The sequence below is a fragment of the Oceanicella actignis genome, from assembly GCF_900111545.1.
GTDB lineage: Bacteria > Pseudomonadota > Alphaproteobacteria > Rhodobacterales > Rhodobacteraceae > Oceanicella > Oceanicella actignis.
This window is the reverse complement of sequence record NZ_FOHL01000009.1, coordinates 25,574-46,073: the sequence shown is the minus strand read 5'-3', so window position 1 is coordinate 46,073 and position 20,500 is coordinate 25,574. Positions and strand designations below refer to the sequence as shown.

Here is a 20,500-nt window from a genome sequence, read left to right as displayed (position 1 = left end):
GTCCGGGCGAATGGTGAACGCGCGCAGCGCCGAAAGCAAGCGGCGACGCGGCGTCGCCCCGGAGCGCGGGCGCGGGGGCGCGGTTAACGCTGAATCCGCCGCCGTTAACCCTGCCTTCTGTGCGCGTCCGGCACCGAGTCGGGTTAGTTTTCCTTATGTTCTCATCGACCGGAATTTCCGAAAATCCTTTACGGAGCTGCGCCATGTTCCGCATCAGCTTCGGCGCGATCGCCGTCGCGCTTGCGCTTGTGGCCTCGACAGCGGGCCGCGCCGCCGTCCTCACCGCCGAAGCGGCGGCGTGGGGCGCGCCGCACGCCGCGCCCTGGGTCGGCCCCTGGTCCGCGCCCTGGATCGGCCCCCGGATTGACCCCTGGATCGAATCCCGGGTCGAGGAACGCTGGACCGACGCATGGATCGCGCAGCGCGCCCGCCACGCCCTGCCCTGGACCGAGTGGACGCCCCGCTCGGCGCAAGAGATGTCGCGCCGCCTGGCGCCCGAGTCTCCGGCGCTGGGCTATCTGGCCCTTTCGCGCCTTTGCGCCGCCCGCGCGCCCGAGCGCACCGACCAGGCCTGGCGCGCGGGCGATGGGCTGTTCTTCGCTCTTGCGCCCGAAGATCCCGAGCTGACGCGCGCCGAGGCGCCCGCGCCGCGCCTGGCCGCGCATGACGCCGGCGCCTGGCGCGACCTGCCCCTGCAGCCCGCCGCAGAGCCCCTTCCCGCCAGCCTGGGCCTGCGCCCCGCCTGCGGAAGCTGGGAGGTTCTGATCGCCTTCGCGCGCCCCGCCCCCGGCGGCTGGCTGGCGGGTCCGGGCTGGGCGGCGGCGGGCTGGATCGACGGCCCGCCCGGGGCGATCGTGATCGCTTCGGGCGGCGGCGGGGGCGGCGGAAGCTCGGGCGGCGGAAACACGCCCGAATCGCCGCTCGGCGAAACGGTCGAGCCGCAGGAGCCGATCCCGCCCATCGTCATCGGGCGCGATCCCGCGCCGCTGCCGGCTCCCCTGCCCGCGCCCGCCGCGTTGCTGGCCGCGGCGCTGGCGGCGCTGTGGGGCATGCGGCGCGCGCGCCCCGCGCGCTGACCGGCGCCCAACGCGCCCGAAAGGCGCCGGCCGGCGCGCCTCAGCGCACGCCGTTCTCGAACGCATCGCGCAGATCGCCCGTCAGCGCCGCCAAGGCCGCCGTCCAGGCCTGCGCGGCCGATGGCGCGGGGTTCCAGATCTCGCGATCGGGCGCGGGCGTCGCGTCGGGCCCGGGCGCGTAGGCCAGCGTGTCGGCGCGCCCGAAGCCGCCCCCGCGCGCCTGCGCCTTGAGCGCCGCGACCAGCCCGGCCCCCGTCAGCGGCGTCAGATCGGGCGCGATGCCCAGCATGGCCGAGGCAAGCTGCCGTCGCGCCGCGATCACGGCCCTGGGGCGGCCGAAGTCCAGGTTCTGGTCGAACACCGCCCCCGTCAGGGCCGAGTCGAACACCAGCCCGCGCCGCCAGGCATGCGCCGCGCCCGAGAACATGACCGCGTCGTCCACGATCAGGGTCGTCGCGGCGCTGTGAAACGGCCGGCCGGGGCCGCCCGGCGGCGAGACCCAGGCCACGCGCGCCTCGGCGACGGCGGCCAGCTCGTGCAGCGCGGCCTGGACGGCGGCCTTGCGCACCTCTTCAAGGCGCGCGTTGCGATCGGGCAGATGGCGTGCAGGCAGCACCAGCACCGCATTGAGCGCCGGGTTCTCGTGAAGGCGCGTCTTGAGGGCCTCGAGCAAGGCGACGTCGCCCAAGGGGTCGCCCGCCGGCGCGGCCCAGCGCTCGGCGTCGAGCGCGGGGGTCTGGAGCCAGACCAGATCCTCGGCCCGCGCGATGGCGGCCATGGCGGCGCGCGCGAAGCCCTGCGCGCCGTTGCGCCGCTTGTGCAGGACGCGGTCGAAGGCGGCGGCGGCCGTGTCGTCGTCGAAGGCGGCCCGGTCCACGATGCCATCCACGCTCAGCCCGCCGGGCAGCGTCGCCAGCGCCGCGTCGATCTGCGACTTGATCTGCGACCAGACCGCGCCCGGCGCGAACGTCTCGGGGATCAGCGAGAACAGCTGCCCGCCATGCGTGCCCCTGGCCGCCGTCTCGAGCACCGCGGTCCACGGTCCCGGATCGGTCGGCGCAGGGGCCGGCGTGAAGGGAAGGCCCATCTGCGAGACGAACTCGGAAATGTCGGCGGGGCGGCGCTCGCGCATCAACAGGCGCAGGATGTCCGCCGCCGGACCGGCCAGGGCCAGCCCCTCGGCATGGATCTCGGGCGCGGCGTTGACGCCCGGATGACCCAGCGCGGCGGGCGGCGCCTCGTGCCACAGGCGCCGCCCGGCCGCCGCGCCGATCACGCCGCGCCCGCCGGCGCGGTCGAAGGCGGCGAAGTCGAACAGCTCCTGCCCGCGGGCGGGAGCGTGAAAGTCGCCGTCATGCACGCGCTCGGGCCCGCCGGGGCTGCGTTCGGCGGGCAGGTCGCCCGGCGGCGTCTGAACGAAGGCCGGCGCGCGGGTGACGAGGCGGTCGTCCGCATCGGCCCGGTTGGGCAGGCTGGCGCTCAGATCCTCGGGGCGCAGGCTGGTCATGTCCACGGCCGAGAAGTCGCCGTCCTCGAGCGCGCCGTTCACGGCGATCAGGGTGTGGCCGGGCGCGATCTCGGCCGCGCCGGGCGAGGGGGCGCGCGCGGTCTCGGGGCAGAACAGGGCCGCGGCGCCAAGGCTGGCGACGTTCGCGGGCGCGCCCGCGGCGACGGGCGGACGCTCGGCGCGGCGGTCGGCGAAAAGGCGCGCGCCCTGGGCGGCGACGATCATCAGATCGTAGCTGAAGGCGACGGGCGCGGCGCCTGCGCCCGCCTCGCCATCGGGCAGCGGCAGGACGAGCAGCGCATTGCCGTCCGCGTCGGCCAGGGCGGCGCCGCCCGTCATGCGCCAGCGCCGCCCCGTCTGCGCGTCGCGGCCATGGGGCCAGGCGCGCAGCCACGCCCCCGGCGGGACCGATCCGGCGAAGCGCAGCGCCACGCTCTGCCCCTCGGCGGTCGCGCCCGACTGGCGGCCCGAGCCCTTGATCGCGTACACCGTCGCGACCGGATCGTCATGAGCGGCGGCGAAGGGATCGACCGCCGCCAGCGGCGCGGGCGTTTGCGGGCCGTAGTCGCGGTCAAGCTCGGGCGCCATGAAATCGACCTGCGCGCCGGGCGCGGCGAAGCTGGCCATGACCTCGGCCGCCAGCGCGTCGGCCGAGGGCAGGAACAGCGGATCGGCCGTGTTGCGCGCCGCGCCGACGCGCAGGCGCGGGTCGGCCTGGGGCGATCCCGCCTCGCGGCCAAGGCCGGTCAGGTGGCGCTCGACATCCATCGCCGCCACGCGCAGGAAATCGCGGCTCAGCGCGCCGGGCGCCGACCATCCGGCGAAGGGGGCCGCGGCGTCGGGCGCGGCGTAGGGGCCAGAGGGCAACGGCGCGACAAGGGGAATGGGCGCCTCGTCCAGATCGGCGGACGCCGCCGCCGAGAGCCGCACCGCCGCGCCCGCGCCGACGCCGAACAGCACGTCCGAGCCATCGACCGCCGTCAGCCCCGACAGGCTCAGACGCGCCTTCAGATGCGGCGCGAGCGGGCCCTGATGCGCGTTGACCAGCAGCGCCGTGCGCGCATCGGCGGTCGCGGCGGTGCGTTGGCGCGCGACGTCCGAGGCGGCCCACAGATTGTCCCAGGCCACGCCGGCCAGCCACGCCCAGATCGCCGCGACCGCGCCCGGATCGAAGGCGCGCCCCCCGCGGGTGAAGGCCCACAGCTTCGCGCCCGCCACGGCGGCGCCGGCGTTCTCGAGCAGGCGGCGCTCGTCCTTCTCGGGGCGGCGCAGGATCGTGGCGGGCCGCTCGGCGTCCGACAACGCGCCGCCCGACGACCGCAGGCCCAGCCAGGCCGCCCTGGCGTCGTCGTCGCTCAGCCCGTCGACGACGGCCTTGAGGTCGGCCGGGCCGTTGTCGGGCAGAAGCTGACGCAGCGCCGGCAGGCGCGCCATGTCGGCCGGCAGCTCAAGCGCGAGCGCGGCGATGACGGGCCGCGTGCGCTGGTTTCCCGTCGTCGCCGCGGGCGAGTCGGGCCGCGGCGCCGCCTGGCTGAGCGCGCCCAGCCGCTCGGCGACCTGCGGCAGCAGGCGAAAGAGCAGCACCGGCGCGCCGGTCGCGAAGGCGGGCCCGCCCTCGGCGGCGCGCAGGCCGGCAAGCGCCGCCTGGCGCGGCTGGGCGACCACGTGGAACGACAGGAGCCCCGCCGCCGGCGCGTTCCAGATCGCGCCGGCGGGCAGGTCGCGCGCCGCCGACAGGTCGCGCCCCGGCGCGGGCAGCGCCGACAGATCCGCGTCATCCGACGCCGAGCGTTGGAACCACGGGCCCAGCGCCGGCGAGAACACGCCAAGCGAGGACGGAGCGGGCGAGAGCGTGGGCATGTGCGCCTCCTCAAACGATGTGCTCGACCGCCGGGCTTTCGCGCCCGACCGGGTCGATCAGCCGCACGCGATAGCGCGCGCCGCCGGGCGTGACCTCGCCCGGGGCGGCGACGACCGAGAATTCGCGCCCGCCGACGGCGGGGGCCTCGCTCAGCAGCGTCAGCCCCTGATCGGGCAAGGCGCGCTCGATGCGGATGCGCCAGGGGCTTGGCGCGCCCGGCGTCAGATCCTGCGCGCTGACGAAATCGAGCCGCAGATCGCGCACGCCGCCGGCCGCCGGCGCGCCAGAGGCCGCCACCAGCGCCGGCGCCGGCGGCGGCGCGTCGGGAATCGTGGTCAGCACGGCCGGCGCGCTGGGTTCGCTCCACAGCCCCGGAACCGGCCCCGAGGCCGACATGGCCGAGCCCGGCTCGGGCGCGCCCTGGACCTCGGCGATCCAGGCGTATTCGACGAAGGCCGCCAGCCGCGCGGCGGGCGCCGCCAGCGCCGCCCCCACGTCGCGAAACGTCGCCGTCTGCAGGCCCGTGACCGGATCGACCGGCCCCATCTCGGCCGTCCCGACGATCGGGTTGCGCAGCGGATCGACCACGCCCGAGCGCGTGCGCCGGATGCGCGCCCGCGCCCCCGGCGTGACGGCCGCGCGCAGCGTGACCGTCGCCTCGACGACCAGATCGGGCTCGCCCGGCGCGGGCGGGACCATGCGCACGCGCACGCTCGGGCGCGCGGGCGGCTCGGCGTTGGGCACGGCGTAGAACACGGTGTCGAGGGCGCTCGGGTCCGGTCCGGCGGCGTTCAGCGCCGATTCCGCCGCGATCCTGTAGGCCGACAGCACGCGCAGGCTGCCCGGCAGGGCGTGGCGAAAGCGCAGGCGGGGCTCGGTCTCGACCACGGCCTTCAGGCGCTCGAACAGATGGCCCGGAAAGCGCGCCTGCGCCGCGCGCAGCAGCGTGGCGCGCGCCGCCGGGTCCGGCTCGGCCTCGAGCGACGCCAGCAGCGCCGCGTCCTCGGGCGCGGACGAGCGGCGCAGATGGTCGCGCAGGCGGTTCTCGTCCGCATAGAGCACGACGTAGCGATGCGCCGGATCGCCGGCAATGTCGCGCTCGACCCAGGCGGCGCCGGTCGCGTCGGGCCGCGCGGCATAGTCCAGCACGTCGGCGATGGCGATCTGCGGCGGCGGGTAGGGGTCGGCCATGCGCAGCCGCACCGGCTCGGACGGCGCCGAGACGCGCCCCGCCGCATCGACCCAGACGGCGGTCAGGGTCAGGCTGCGCGCGCGCCCCGCGGGAATGACGGGGCCGTCGAAGGCGAAGCGCAGGCCGGGCTGCTCCTGCCCCGGGGGCACGCTCAGACCGGCGATCGCGGCGTTGGGATGGGTCTCGACCGCGTCCGAGACGGGGGCCGTGCGCACGGGTCCGAAGGGCGCGCCGTCCACCTCGGCCGTCAGCCGCAGATGGGACAGGGGAAAGGCGCCCGGCGCCAGCGCCGCGGCGTCGGGCAGCGGGACCGTGGCGCTGACGCGGCCCGCGCGCGCGCCCGTCGCGACGTCGGGCGGCGCGTAGGCGCCCATCAGGACGGGCCGCGGCGGCAGGGGCCGCGGGCCGGCCTCGCCGACGACCGCCGCGAAATCCGACCAGCGCCCGAAGCGGTCCATGGCGGCGGCGTGAAAGGCGAAGCGTTCGGGCCCGGCGCTGGCGCAAGAGATCAGCGCCTGCCCCGTCGCGCCCTCGGGCGCCGGGAAGGACGGATCCTCGCCCGGCGGGGCGGGAACGATCAGGCTGCGCCAGGCGCCGGCGCCGACGTCCTGCGCCGGGTTGAGCGGCGCCCATCCGCCCGAGCCGGGCGGCTGGCGCAGCATCGCCGCCAGCGCGCCGGCGGGGGGCGCGCCGCTCACGCCCATCTCGATCACGCGCCGCGGATCCTCGGGCGAGTCGGCCCGCCAGGCGACATGGCGCGGCGGAGCAAGGCGCGGCGGGGCCAGCGGCGCCGGCGGCGCGGCGCGGTCGGCCGCCGCCAGCGCGCCCAGCGCAAAGCCGCGGAACGCCTCGGGCGCGGCGCCGAGCGCGACGCCGCGCGCGGCCAGCCAGGGTTCGGCCAGCGCCGAGAACGCGCCCATCAGATCGTCATGCGCGCTCAGCCCCGGCGCGCGGCGCGCGGCCGCGATCAGAAGCGCCGCCGCGGCCCCGGCGCGCGCCAGCGCGTCGGCGGGCGGATCGGCGAAGAACCCCGTCAGGCGATACAGGCTCAGCCGCGGCTGAAGGTCCGTCTCGACCGCGTCCAGCGTCTTCATGCCCATCCAGCTGGCCAGCCCCGGATCGACCTGCGCCTGCAGGGCAAGCCCCAGGGCGAAGACGCTGGCCTCGGCCGCGCCGCCCGCCACGCCGCCCGAGCCGTCGGCGTTGGTCAGCGTCTGCCGCAGGACGAGCAGGTGCTGGGGCGTCGGCCCGTCGATGAGCGCGTCGAGCGGCTCTTCGACCGCCTCGAACAGGGTGGCGACCCGGTCGCGCTCGGCCCCCGGATCATGGGGCGGCGCCGAGAAGCGCGGCGTCGCGGCCGAAAGATCGTGCATCGGGCGGCGCCGGGGCGCCTGCGCGCGCACACGCTCGGCGCAAAGCCGCTCCCAGCCCGACAGGGCCGGATAGCGCCTTCCGCCCGCATGGGGCAGGTTGAGCACGTCGATCACCTGCCAGGCGAGCTGCGGCGTCTTGTCCGCCTCGATCAGGCGCACGCCCACCACCGAGCCGGCGCCGCGCACGACCAGCCGCGTCAGCCCCGGCGCCGCGAAGGCGAAGGGCGGCGCCTTGCGCACCCCCACCGAAACCTCGCCCCCCGCGGCCGAGCGCATGAAGGCCTCGACCTGCATGCCCGAGGCGCGCGGCCCATCGGCCAGGTGCGGCGTCGGCGGGACGATCTCCGGCAGGCGCTCGAAGGAATCGCGGAACCGGCCGGGCAGACGATCGAGGAACCCGCCCGGCGCATGCGGAACGACCGACAGCTCGGGCTGGGGCGCGGCCGCCGGATCGGCGATGACCTCGGCCCACAGCACCCCGGCGCCCGACCCGGCGGGCAGGAAGGCCGTGGCCTCGTCGCCCCGGCTGATCGAGAAGATCGGGTCCAGCCGCGCGCCGTTCTTGTCGCGCCACTGGACGTCCTTGCGCACGGGCAGGCGGCTCAGGGCCTCGTCGCTCAGATCGGCGCGTTCGAGCACGAAGGGCGCGCGCGGCAGCCCCATGACCGGGTGATGGGCGACGCGCAGGTGAACGCCCTTTTGCGGGTGGCTTTCCGTGCCGTCGATGAAAAGGGCCTGAAGGTGCAGAAGGCCGGGATTGGCAAGCGTGGCCATGTCAGAAGCCCTCCAGATCGAAGGTCAGCGGGCGCGCGCGCATCTGCCGCCGCCCCGTCAGCGCGCTCGCTGGTCTCGAAGAACAGGCCGAAGCCCGCCGGGTCCGCCTCGGGCGGGATCGGCGCCTCGGGCAGCAGCAGCGCGCGCGTGGCGTTGCGGTTGATGCGCGCCACGATCAGCGCGACGCCGCCATGGCGCCCGCCAGTGAGCCGGCAGCGGTCGACCAGGGCCACCTCGTCGCCCGCCAGGACATGCGCCTTGCGGTTGAACGGCTCGAGCGCATCGACCAGGAAGGCGACGGTGCGCGGGGCGCCGCCCTCCACGCTCCAGATCTGGAACAGGCGCGCGCGCCCTCGCGGCAGGCCCAGCTCGCCCAGGCCCATCCCGGCCATGGCCTGATCGAACAGCCGGTCCGAGGGGGCCTCGGCCGCCGCGGGGGGCGGGCTGGCGCCGGCCTCGAGGATCAGCTCCTCGGCCGGGACCGGGGCGACCGAGCCGTCGGTCGCGCAGCCCAGCGCCGCGATCATCTGCGCCGGATCGGCGTAGCGCGAGGTGCGGAAATTCGCCGCCGTCACCAGCGCGCGATCGGCCGGATCGGCGATGCGCGCGGCCCACAGCTCGGCGTCGTAGAAGACGTCGGGCTCGAGCGGATAGGTCCCCGCCAGCGACACGCCCCCCGCCGGGCGGCGGTTGGTCAGGCAGGGCGCGGCGCGGGCGGCCTCGACGACGGCGCGCTCGGCGGGGGTGAGCAGCTCGAGCGGCGCGCCCGCCCGACGCACCGCGCCCGCCAGCGCCTGGGCGGCGGCGCCGGACAGCGAACCGCCCGGCCGCGGCGGAGGGTCGGTGCGGCGCAGCTCGATGCGCAGCTCGCGGCCGTAGCGCGCCAGAAGGTCGGCGACGTGATCATGCGCGAAGTGGAAGACCACCGGATCGCGCGTGAAATGCGCGATGTCGCCGGTCTGCGGCGCGCTGGCCGTCAACATGCGGTCGATGTCGCGCGGGTCGAAGATGTGCTCGTTGGGGCCGTCCTGGCGGGCAGGCAGGGCGGCGGGTTCGGCGGCGGTGCGGAAGCGGAAGCTTTGCGTGCCGCCGGGCGTCCAGGCGCCGGTCGGCGCGGCGGGGGGCTGGGCGTCCTCGTCCTCGCTCAGCCAGGCCTGGTATTCCCAGTCCGCCTCGATCCGATAGACCGTGTCGGGGTCGAGGATCACCGGACGGCCGGCGCCGATCGGGTCGGCGCTTTCGATCTGGTCGGCGACCTCGTCGCGCGTGTCCTGATCGGCCGCCCGCCACCGCGCGGCGCGGTCGTCCACGGCGCACAGGCCGACGAAGGCGATGTCCTGCCCGGCCTTGCGCGCCTTCACGCGGATCTGCGTCACGGCTTCGGGCGCGTCGGGCATGCGGTAGCGCACCACATGGCACGCGCCGCCGTCCGGGCGCCGGTGCGAGGACACGAGCTGCGCGGCCCATGCGCCCTCGGCGCCGTCCGGCGCACGGCCGAGCACCTCGGGCATGAGCGGCCCGGCGCCGGCGTCGGCGGCCGGTTCGGGCGCCGCGCCGGCGGGCCCGGTTTCGCGCAGGCAGATCTCGACCAGCGCCGCCGCGCCCTTGACCCGCACCAGCAGGCGCGCGATGCGCTCGCCGCGCAGGGTCGCGCGCAGATCCGGGCCGGCGGCGCGCCCGCCCTCACCCGCCACACGCCGCCCCTCGGGGTCGAAGGCGTCGATGCGGTAGGCCGCTCCGGGGCGCACCCGCAGCCGCAGACGCGCCAGCGAGGCGGCGCGGCCAAGCGCGATCTCGAGCCCCCTGGCCCCGAAGCCGAGCCCGCCCGCCCGCGCGCCGCGCGCCAGGGCGCTGCGCAGCGTCGCCCGTCCGTCGGGGTCGCGCAAAGTCAGGCCCTCGAAGACGGCCTCGGCCGCCGGCTCGGGCAGCTTCAGCTTGCCCAGCGTCACGCAGCGGTTCATCGGCGGCGCGATGGGCCCCGCGCGGCAGCACACGCGCAACAGCGCCGCCTCGTTCGCGCCGCCGGCCAGCGCCACGCGCTTGATGGGCGCGCCCGCGCTCAGACGCAGGACATGAACGCGCCCGGCGCCCTCGGCCACGGCCTGCGCCGCGCGGGCGCCGGCGGCGTCGAAGCCGATCGCCTTGACCGGCGCGCCCATGAGCAGCACCGTCAGCTCGAGATCCGCGCAGCCCTCGGCCAGGGTCAGCTCCAGCCCCGGGTCGGGGATCAGCAGCTCGGCGCGGCCGTCGCGGCCGGGGCGCGGCGGCTCGCCTTGCCGCGCGGGGCGCTCGGCCATGTCGGTCAGCTTCAGCCCGTGGCCGCGCGCCAGCGGGCGGATGCGCAGCCCCTCGCGCGCGATTTCCGGCACGCCGTCCAGCTCGCGCGGCATGTCGTCCAGATCGACGCAGACCGGCGACGCCTCGGCCCCGCCCGCGAGGCAGCACAGGCGGAACAGGAACGCCTCGCCCGAGCCGCCCTCGATGACGACCGAGACGATGGGCGCCCGCCCCGAGAGGGTCAGGGCGTGCTCGACATCCTGCCCTTCGGGCGACAACGCCTGCGCCACCGGATCCCCGCCCGCGTCGAAGCCCGTGGCCTTGACGGCGGCGGCGCCCAGCATCACCGACAGCTCGACCGCGCCGCATCCGCGCGGCAGGGTCACGCGGACGCCGCCGGGCGGCAGCATCAGCTCGGCCGCGCCGTCGACGCCCCGGCGGGCGGGCGCGCCGCGCGCATCCACCCGGTCGCTCAGCGCGAAGCGCTCGCGCGGGTTCAGGGCCTCGAAACGCACGCCGTCATGGGTGAATTTCGCGCGCGCGACCTCATCGTGTCGCAGGGCGGCGAAATCGACGCAGGCGCGCCCGGTCTCGGGCGCGGGGGCGACCGGCGCGCGGCAGCACACGCGCAGCAGCTGGAAGGCCTTGACGCCGTCGGTCAGCATCTCGACCGCGACGATCCCGCCTTGCGAGGTCAGCCGCGCCATGGCGGGGCGCGCGCTGGGCGTGTCGAAGACGTGCTCCTCGACCGAGCCGTCGGCATGGCTTGCGCGCAGGATCACGCGCCCGTCCGAGGGCTTGAACCACAGCAGCTCCAGATCGCGGCACGGGCGCTTGAAGGCGATGACCGCGCCGGGGTCGCTCACCTCGACCTCGGCGCCGCCGTCGGCGCCCGGGCGCGGATCGGCGACGTTGCTCAGGTCGATGCGGTCGGTCGCGCGCAGCAGGTTGCGCCGCGCCACGTTCGCGCGCTGAAGGGCGCTGATGACGAAGGGCGGCAGGTCGAACCGTTCGGCCTGGGCGCCCGGGGTCAGGTCCTCGAAGCGGTAGCAGGCGGCGTCCTCGTCGCCGCCCTCGGGGCGGGGCGCATCCTCGCACACCAGCAGCGTCAGCGCGCCGTCGCGCACCGCGCGGTCCAGCTCGATGCGCCAGGGCAGCGCGGTGGCGGTCGGGCCGCCTTCGCCCACGCGCATCGCGCGCGGCAGGCGGTAGGCCCGGTCGGCGGGGCCGTCGGCCAGAACCGCCGCGGGGGCGGCGCGCATGGCGCCCTCTTGCAGCACCGCGCCGGTGGCGTTGACCAGCGCCGCCAGATCGGGGCCCGTCGCCTCGTCGGAGCCAAGGGGCAGATAGGCGCGCGCCACGCCCTGAAAGCCGCTCGGATAGGGGCCGGGCGCCGGCGCGGCGCGGCGCAGACGCGCCGCCGTCGGGCCGAGGATGCGCGCATCGGCGGCGCGCAGGCAGGCCGGGCGCGGGGCGGGAATGCGCTCGCACACGCGCTCGACGACCCCGGCCGGGTCGCCCGGCTGGCCAGCGCCCCCCTGGGCGGTGGATTGCGCCCAGGCCCAGGGCTCGCGGTTGAGCAGCTGCAGATGCGTCGCCTCGGCCCCCGAGGGCGCCTGCGCCGAGGCGTCGTCCGCAGGCCGCGCGGGGGTGTGGGTCCAGGCCGACAGAAGCGGCGCGCCCGAGGGATCGGCCACCGGGGTTCCGTCCGCGTCGCGCACCAGGCGCAGGCCCGTCAGCCGGTAGGCGTAGCGCAGGCGGTTCGAGCCGAACCAGGGCTCGCCCGCCGGCTGGGCGCCGGGGTCGAACTGCCCGCCCGAGGGCATGGCGTCGGCGATGAAATGGCGGAAGTTGATCACCGGCACGGTGTCGGGCCAGACGGTGTTGTTGCGCGCGGGCTCGGCGCCCTGGTTGCGCATGACGCCGTCGATCTCGACGAAATCGTAGATCGGCCGCCCCTCGGGCGCGCCCTCGGTCGCCTCGCCGGCGACGCGGTTGAGGCGGTCGGTCAGGCTGACCGAGGCGATCGGCGGCGGCGGCGCGGGCGCGGCGATCGGGGGGCTTGCGCCGAAGCTGAGCGTCACGCAGCCCTCAACGGTGAAGAAGAACAGATCGACCGAGGCGCAGAAGCGCGCCTCTTCGATGGCGGCGACGGCGCCGGAGTCGGGCGGGTCCAGATAGCTGACCACCGCCGCCGCATCGACCGTGGCCGACACCACCACCAGATCCAGCGTGCCGCGCAGATACATGCCGCCCTTGATGAACAGCGGGTCCGTTCCCATCCCGACATAAATCGCGCCGGACACCGACAGCCCGAACTTGCCCGCCTTCCACTCGAGCGTCGCGCCGGCGCCGAAGCCGATGGAAAAGCCGTCGAAGTTCCAGTCCCGGTTCGGGCCGAAAGCCGGCAGGCCGCCGCCCTCGATCATCAGGAAGGCCCAGACCTTCACGTTCAGGATGTCGGGCAGGAAGGTGATGGTGACCGGCTCGCCCGCGCGGCCGGGGCCGCCATCCGAGCCGATGCGCACATAGCCCTTGCCGTCATTCGGGAAATGGGCGGCGAAGGGGACCTTCAGCTCGAGCAGCTTGTCGATCGACCACGCGGCCGAGACGGCGACCGTCGCCGCCTGCTCGTTCACCACGACCAGCCCGGCGATGGCGGCCGAGTCGCCCTCCTTCTTCTCCCTGGCGGTGGTGTCGGGCAGCGACAGGATCGAGACCTCGACGCCGAAGATCACCTCGACGTCCGGGAAGGCCACCACCACCATGCCCGTCGCCGCGAACGAGAACGAGGCGTCGGGCAGCGTGCCCACCACCGCGCCCAGGCCCAGCGCATGGGCGCCCTTGGCCGGCGCGTATTTGCGCTCGGGCGCCTTGCGCCACCAGCCCAGCTCGCGCGCGACCACGTCCTCGACCGCATCCGTCGCGCGCGCGCCGTTCACGACGGTCTGTCCGACGAAGCCGTGAATGGCCAGCGGCAGCGGACCCAGCGGAATGCCGCCGGGGAACTGGACCTTGCCGTAGAGGCTCAGAAACAGCGAGGGCGCGAAATCGGGCGGGTCGTCGGGCACGCCCGCCGCCAGCGCCACGCTGGCGCGGGTCTGGATCGGGATCAGCGTCGCATCGACGCCGGCGCGCAGCAGCCCGCCCTCCTCGATGCGGATGCGCCCCTCGCCCTTGAGCGCGCCGGGAATGTCGGCGCGGGCCGTCAACCCGCGCAGGCTGAACTCGGGCGCGCCGGAAAGCCGGCCCGAATCGTCGGTGCGGAAGGTGACGCGGAAGGCGGCCTCGGAGATCTCGACCACGCCGACGTCGATGGCCACGGCCAGCGTCGGCTCGAACCACAGCGAGCCCGTGCCCATCTTGAACTCGGTCACGCGCAGCAGGCGGCCCAGCGGGCCGTCGATGCGCCACAGTCCCGAATCCTCGATCGACATGGACTTCGAGCTTTGCGCAAGGCCGATCTTCTCGATCAGCGGCGCGTCGGGGTCGGTGTTGTCGAACTCGACGCCGACATCCGAATAGCGGATCTTCATCGGCTGCGCGGGGTCGGTCCGCAGCCCCAGCGCGCCGGCGTTCACATGCACCGTGTTCGCGTAATCGACCAGCAGCTGAACGGTGTAGGAGCGCAGCGGGTCGGCGATGGTGCGCGTGCGCGCCTTGGCCGTCAGCCTGGTGAAGGCGGTGCGCGAGCCGGCCCCGATCAGCGGCCCGCCGCCGCCGAAATCGGCCCCGGCAAAGGCGGCGAGCCCGGCCAGTGCGGCCAGCCGCACGCCCGATTCCACGGCATGCTCCGAGAAATCCACCCCCGAGGCCAGCATCGGACCGAAGGTCAGCGCGGCCACGAGATTGGGCTGCTCGACATCCACGATCCCCTCGGAGTCGCCCGCGGAGCCAAGGCCGATCAGGAACTCGGTGAAGCCGGTCAGCTCGTCATGGACCCATTTGCCGAACACGGTCAGCACCTCGGCCGTGACGCTGACGCCGTCGTCGGGGGCGGGGGTCCAGGCGTATTCGAACTCGGCCAGGTTGGGGACCAGATCCTTCCACCCCGAGAACCGCGCCCTGTCCCAGCCCAGCTTGAGCATCACGCGGCAATCGGCGCGCGCGGCGTCGTTGTCGGCCGGGGCGGGGGTGCGGTCGGCGGCCGGAACCAGGATCAGCCGCTGCGTCGGCGCCGCGCCGGCGTCGGCCATGGCCTGCGCGGCGGAAGCCGCGACGCCGCCCACGGCGATGATGTCGGCCCGCCGGTATTGCTTGCGGACATTCTCGCGCGAGACGTCGGGCGGGTTCGCTCGCACGCCCGTGCCGTCGGGGTTCCGGGGCCAGGTCGAGCGGTCCACGATCGCCGGATCCATGACGAGCCGGCCCGAGCGTTCGGCCGCGTCCGGCTCGATCAGCGCCCTGGCGTCCGCGGGCAGCGCCGAAAGGTCCTGCTCCTGCAAGACCAGAACCGGCGCAGAAACCGCCGCGCGGCCCGCGGTCGGCGTGCGCAGCAGGCTTGCCGCCTTCTCGGCCCGCCTTTGGCCCAGACCGACGTTGTAGGCGTCCGAACCCACGTCGTCGCAGCGCCCGATGACCACGAAGGTCACGTCGCCCGAATAATTCGCCGCCCACTCGAGCAGCGCCTCGTGCAGATCCGAGCCGGCATTCCCGATCGGCGCATGCGCAACGCCCCAGCCCGCCAGATCGTCCGAGTCGTAGTTGAACAGGATCTGGATGTGGCGATCCTCGCGCTCGACGGGCGCGGCGCCGCCCTCGTTCAGCTCCACCAGGGCCAGCGCGCCGGCGGGCACGTCCACCCTGGCGCCGACGATGGTCGCCGAGGCGTCCGCGCCCTCGAGCCGTCCGTGGGCGTGGAAGGTCTCGAGGTCATAGACCGCCCGCACGCGGTCCGGGGGCGTGGGCGCGGCGGGCGCGGCGGCGTCGAACACGCCCGCCGCGCAGCCGATCAGCGTCGCGCCCTCGCCCGGGTCGCGCAGGTGCAGGCGAACGCGGCTCGGACCGTTCTGCGCGTCCAGCTGGCGCACCGTCAGCAGGTGCACGCCCCGCGCGTCGGGCGCGAAGGTCAGCGGCAGCTCGGCGCCGACGCGGCTGACGCCGAGGGTGGGGCAGCTCCATTCGAAGCGCGCGGCGGGATCGGGCGGGTCGGCCTCGGCCGCAAGGGTCGCCGCGGCCGCGCCTTCGACCGAGCCGCTCAGCTCGACCACGTTCTCGAGCCGCGCCGCGCCCAGCCGGGCGGCCACCTTGGGCGCGGTTCCGCTGGCGACGATGCGCACGGCGAAGGCCGGCTTGCGCAGGCGCCGCGCCCCGGCGCCGGTTCCCAGCACCTCGATGGGCGTGATGCGCAGCACGTCGCCATGGCGCACAAGCCCCGAAGCCGAGTCGCCCGACTGCGGCGCGGCGCCCGGGAACTGGAACTCGGCGTCGTAATCGGAAACGTCGCTTCCCGCGGGCGGCGCGGGCACGGTCAGGCGCGCGGTCAGATCGACCGCCTCGCCCGCCGCGGCGCTTATCTGCAAGGTTCCGCGGTCGAAATCGAAGCCCGAGGTCACGTCGGCGCCGTCCTGCTCGAAGACGAACGTCGCCGGGTTGAGCGGCGAGGCGCCGAACTGCACCTCGATCTCGGCCTGAAGCCCGGCCGGATCGCCGATCAGAAGATCGCGCGCCGACAGCGAGAAGCCCCCCTTGCCGACCGCGTTCCGGGGACAGTAGATCGCCGCCTCTTCGATCGCGAAGCCCACCCAGTCGGCCGACTGCCCGCGCTCGATCACGAAGGCGGGCGAATGGGTGCGCGAGAAATCGAACAGCGCGTTGCGCAGGCTGAACCCGAATTGCGACGAGCCGACCAGCGCATGAGGCGGCGACATGGCGACCGAGGCGACGAAGCCCGACGGCGCGTCGGGCGCGAACGGATCGCCGCCCGCCGGGTCCATCAGGCGCACCACCACCGGCTGGCTCGCCGCGCTTCGCTCGAAGCGCAGCGCGGCGGCGCCGACGATGACGGCGGGCGGGCGGCCCGGGCGCGGGGCCAGGTGGCGCGGAGTCGTTCCGCTGGCGGCGACGAAATCGGCCGCCACCAGCCCGTTCAGCGTCAGTTCGAACGAGTCCATGAGCAGGTCGAACTGCCACGAGGCGGCGCCGGGCTCGAGGCTGCCGGCGACGGCGGCGCGGCGGAAGGCCAGGCGGAAGGGAAGGCCCGCGGTGACGAGGGGAATCTTGAGCGTGCCGAAGGACAGGTCGAAGGATTCGACGTCGCGTCCGGCGGCGGCGTCAAGCGCCTGGGTGCGCCCGGTATGGATGATCGCGCCGTCGCTGACGCGGCTTTGCAGATCTGTGGCGGCAAGGCGCTCGACAAATCGCGAGACGTCGCCGGGAAGGGTCTGGTTCAGACGGTCGATCGCATCGAAAAGCGACGCCAGAGGCGCGCCGGCCACAGCAGGCATGACAACAACTCCAGAAATTGGATCTGAACAGACCCTGAATTGAAATCGGGATGCATAACATCATTTCAAAAATAGTGCCGCAAAACGCCCGATTCGATAAATGAATATTTGGCAACCCCGCGTTCCGCGCACGTTCATCGTGCGCACGCCCCGCGCACCGGCCGCCGAGGCGCCGCCAGGCCGCCGCCTGCCGACTGCGCGAACGAAGACGGGCCGCGGAAATTCCGCGGCCCGTCCCATCGTTGCGACGATCTGCGCTGCTGCGGCCTGCGCCGCGCGCGCTCAGTTCTGCGCGTAGAACTCGACGACCAGGTTCGGCTCCATCTGCACCGGGTAGGGCACGTCGCTGAGCGAGGGCGTGCGCAGGAAGGTGCAGGTCAGCTTCGAGTGATCGACCTCGAGATACTCGGGCACGTCGCGCTCGGCCGACTGCACGGCCTCGAGCACCAGCGCCATCTGCTTGGACTTCTCGCGCACCTCGATCACGTCGCCTTCCTTGACGCGATAGGAGGGGATGTTCACGCGCTTGCCGTTGACCTTGACGTGGCCATGGTTGACGAACTGGCGCGCGGCGAAGACCGTGGGCACGAACTTGGCGCGGTAGACCACGGCGTCGAGACGGCGCTCGAGCAGGCCGATCAGGTTCTCGCCCGTGTCGCCGCGGCGACGCTCGGCCTCGGCGTAGATGCGGCGGAACTGCTTCTCGGTCAGGTCGCCGTAATAGCCCTTGAGCTTCTGCTTGGCGCGCAGCTGCGTGCCGAAGTCGCTCATCTTGCCCTTGCGGCGCTGGCCGTGCTGGCCGGGGCCGTATTCGCGGCGGTTCACCGGGGACTTGGGACGGCCCCAGATGTTCTCGCCCATGCGGCGGTCGATCTTGTATTTGGCGGAAGTGCGCTTGGTCACTTGCCTTCTCCTTCGTCCTTCAAAATGCGGGCGCTCTCCTCTCCCCTCCCGGCGGAAGGGCGACAGGGCCTTTCTTGCGAAAGCCGCGAACGCCGATCGAGCCCGCCTGCGCAACCGCAGCCGGGATGGGCGGCTTATAATCGCCCCAGCGCCCGAGTCAACGGGCCGCCGTCAACCCATCGCCGCGCGGGGCCTGACATATGTCAAGGCGCGCGCGGCGCGGCGGCCTCATCCTCGGCGCACGGAACGTCATGCGAAGGAAGCGGCGACATGAGCATCAAGAACATCCTCGTCTCGTTCAACGGCGCGCCCTCGGCGCGCTCGGCGCTGCGCGTCGCGCTGAACATGGCCGAACGCAACGACGCGCATCTGACCGGCATCCTGTGCTACGGCCCCAGCCGCATCGCCACGGCGCTGGGCCCCTGGGTGACGCCCGAGCTCCTGCGCACGATGCAGGAGAACGAGGCCGCCCGCCGCGCCGAGATTCGCGCCGCCTTCGACCAGCTCACCGCCGAGGCGGACGCCGCGCGGCCGGGCAAGGTCCATTTCGTCGATCTCGGCGGCGACGCCGACGAAACGCTGATGGAGGCCGCGCGCTATCACGACCTCCTGGTGATGGGCCAGTATGAGGACGAGCCCGACATCGCCCATCTGACCCCCCACCCCGACACGGCGGCGCTGCATTCGGGGCGGCCCGTTCTGGTCGTCCCGCGCGAGCCGGCCGCCGAGCGCGTGGGCGAGCGCGCCGTTCTGGCGTGGGACGGCGGCAAGTCGGCCGCGCGCGCGCTGGCCGATGCGATGCCGCTGCTCGAACGCGCCTCGGTGGTCACGATCCTGACCGTCGGCAAGATCCGCGCGGCCAGGCGGCGCGAGGGCATGGACATCGTCGCCCATCTCGCCCGCCACGGCATCATGACCGACTGGCGCAACGTGCCGCGCAACGGCGGCGACGTGGCCGGCGCCATCCTCGACATGTGCGCCGAAAAGCAGGCCGACCTGCTGGTCATGGGCGCCTACCAGCGCCCGCGCCTGGCCGAAGAGCTGATGGGCGGCACGACCCGCACCATCCTGCGCGAGACGAACGTGCCGGTGCTGCTGTCGCACTGACGGCGGCGCCGGGCGGCCGGGGCCGGGGCCGGGCTCAGGGCAGCTTGTCCACCGCGTAGCGGTCGCGCATCTTCTGCAGGCCGCCCTCGATGCCGTATTCCATCTGCAGGCGCGTCAGCTCTGCGTCGCGGCGACGGAATTCCTCGATCACCTCTTCGACCACGTCGCCGTCGCCAAGGCGGCGCAGGCCGCGGCGGGCCAGCTCGACGGCGGATTCGAAGGTCTCGCGCACCACCTCGTCGGCGCCGGCCTCGCGCAGCTCGATCTCGGAGAAGCGGTCGTAGGTGTCGGCCAGCACCGCCGCGTTGGGAAAACGCTCCTTGATCTTCTCGACCGCGTGGCGCGCGCCGTCGCGGTCGTCGATGCACAGGAAGATGATCGAGGCCTCTTCGGCGCCGGCGCTGCGCAGCACGTCGATGCGCTTGGCGTCGCCGTAATAGACCTTGTCGCCCAGCGTGCCCGCCATGCGGATGCGCCGCGGCGAGTTGTCGATCAGCGTCACGTCATGCCCGCGCAGCAGCAGGATGCGCGCCACCACCTGCCCCACGCGCCCAAAGCCGGCGATGATGACGCGCGCGCGCGGCGCGGCGCCGGGCTCTTCCATGCCGTCGGGAGATTCGTCCTCGGCGGGGCGGGCGAACTGGGCCAGACGGACCGCCACGGGCGTGAGCGGCATGGACAGCGTCGCCGCCGCCGCCAGCATCGAGGCCTCGGCCGGGCCGAACAGCCCCGAGGCGGCGCCGGTCGAGAACACCACGAAGCCGAACTCGCCCCCCTGCCCCAGCGTCGCGCCGATGCGCGCGGCGTCGAAATGCGACGAGCCGAACAGCCGCGTCAGCCCGTAGATCGACGCCGTCTTGAGCGCGAACAGCCCGACCGCCCCGCCGACGGCGACGGGCCAAGCCGCGGCCACCGCGGCAAGGTCGATCGTCATGCCCACGCCCATGAAGAACAGGCCCAGCAAAAGGCCGCGGAAGGGTTCGATGTCGCTTTCCAGCTGGTGCCGGTATTCGGTCTCGGCCAGCAGCACGCCGGCGATGAAGGCGCCCAACGCCATCGACAGCCCCGCCGCCTGCATGGCCAGCGCCGAGGCCGTGACCACCAGCAGCGCGGCGGCGCCGAAGACCTCGTCGGCGCGGCTGCGCGCGATGAAGGTCAGGAGCGGCTGCAGCAGGTAAAGCCCGGCCAGCGTCAGCGCGCCCAGCGCCGCAAGCCCGATCAGCGCGCCCTGCCAGCTGGGCGCGCCGCCCGCGCCCGGCGCCAGAAACGCCACCAGCGCCAGGATGGGCACGATGGCCAGGTCCTGGAACAGCAGGATGGCGAAGGCCCTTCGCCCATAGGGCCGCGACAGCTCGCCGCGCTCGCGCAGGACCTGCACCGCGAAGGCGGTCGAGGACAGGGCCAGCGCCAGCCCCGCCGCCGTCGCCGCCGCCCCGCCCATGCCCGCCGCCGCCAGGAGGCCGGCGATGAGCGCGCCGGTCAGCGCCACCTGCGCCAACCCCAGGCCGAAGATCTCGGAACGCATGCGCCAAAGCCGCGAGGGCCGCAGCTCGAGCCCTATGACGAACAGCAGCAGCACGACGCCGAACTCGGCGAAGCCAAGCACCATCTCGGCGTCGGGCACGAAGCCGCTGACGTAAGGCCCCAGCACCATGCCCGCCGCCAGATAGCCCGGCGCCGATCCAAGCCCCAGCCGCCGGAAGATCGGCACGAAGGCCACGCCCGCCGCCAGGAAGACCGCCGCCTCTTCCAGAAACCCCGTCGAGCCGCCTGCCGCCATCGCCGCCCCCTTCCAGCCTTCGCGCCGCGCCGATTCGCGCAAGTTGCGGCCAACATCGCCGCCCGCGGGCGCGGACGCAAACCCCCTCTCGCGCGCCGCGCGCAAAGGCCGGCCCCGCGCGCCCGGGCAAGCGGCGCGGGGGGGGCGAAACGCCCGCACGGACCGGGCGGGGCGAGGCGGGGCGAACCCGGCGGGGCGGGTCCG

General features: G+C 74.6%; 6 protein-coding genes. 2 read left to right on the top strand and 4 right to left on the bottom strand.

The features are described from left to right. The first annotated feature begins 203 nt into the window (after window positions 1-203). Window positions 204-1,076 (top strand): hypothetical protein, encoded by an 873-nt coding sequence (locus BMW67_RS12995; protein WP_072748039.1) that lies wholly within the window; start codon window positions 204-206, stop codon window positions 1,074-1,076. Window positions 1,077-1,116: 40 nt separating this feature from the next. Here BMW67_RS12995 and BMW67_RS12990 read toward each other — a convergent pair whose 3' ends face one another. The 3 genes from BMW67_RS12990 to rpsD form a co-directional block, all read right to left on the bottom strand. Beyond that, window positions 1,117-4,443, bottom strand: coding sequence for a phospholipase D-like domain-containing protein (locus BMW67_RS12990; RefSeq protein ID WP_072748040.1), 3,327 nt, complete (start codon window positions 4,441-4,443; stop codon window positions 1,117-1,119). Between the two features lie 3,183 nt (window positions 4,444-7,626). After that, on the bottom strand, window positions 7,627-16,506 hold the full coding sequence (locus BMW67_RS12985) for an OmpA family protein (protein ID WP_072748041.1): 8,880 nt from the start codon (window positions 16,504-16,506) through the stop codon (window positions 7,627-7,629). Window positions 16,507-16,788: 282 nt separating this feature from the next. Then, window positions 16,789-17,409, bottom strand: coding sequence for a 30S ribosomal protein S4 (rpsD, locus tag BMW67_RS12980; RefSeq protein ID WP_072748042.1), 621 nt, complete (start codon window positions 17,407-17,409; stop codon window positions 16,789-16,791). A 270-nt stretch (window positions 17,410-17,679) separates the two neighbouring features. Between rpsD and BMW67_RS12975 the strand changes: the two genes are divergently transcribed. Beyond that, on the top strand, window positions 17,680-18,516 hold the full coding sequence (locus tag BMW67_RS12975; protein ID WP_072748043.1) for a universal stress protein: 837 nt from the start codon (window positions 17,680-17,682) through the stop codon (window positions 18,514-18,516). A gap of 34 nt (window positions 18,517-18,550) precedes the next feature. On the opposite strand, the gene BMW67_RS12970 is transcribed toward BMW67_RS12975, so the two are convergent. Beyond that, window positions 18,551-20,296, bottom strand: coding sequence for a monovalent cation:proton antiporter-2 (CPA2) family protein (locus BMW67_RS12970; protein ID WP_125459048.1), 1,746 nt, complete (start codon window positions 20,294-20,296; stop codon window positions 18,551-18,553). Window positions 20,297-20,500: the final 204 nt, after the last annotated feature.

Excerpts from the sequence above, each read along its gene's own strand:
- BMW67_RS12995 (WP_072748039.1), top strand. The coding sequence starts at position 204 with ATGTTCCGCATCAGCTTCGGCGCGATCGCCGTCGCGCTTGCGCTTGTG.
- BMW67_RS12990 (WP_072748040.1), bottom strand. The coding sequence starts at position 4,443 with ATGCCCACGCTCTCGCCCGCTCCGTCCTCGCTTGGCGTGTTCTCGCCG.
- BMW67_RS12985 (WP_072748041.1), bottom strand. The coding sequence starts at position 16,506 with ATGCCTGCTGTGGCCGGCGCGCCTCTGGCGTCGCTTTTCGATGCGATC.
- BMW67_RS12975 (WP_072748043.1), top strand. The coding sequence starts at position 17,680 with ATGAGCATCAAGAACATCCTCGTCTCGTTCAACGGCGCGCCCTCGGCG.
- BMW67_RS12970 (WP_125459048.1), bottom strand. The coding sequence starts at position 20,296 with ATGGCGGCAGGCGGCTCGACGGGGTTTCTGGAAGAGGCGGCGGTCTTC.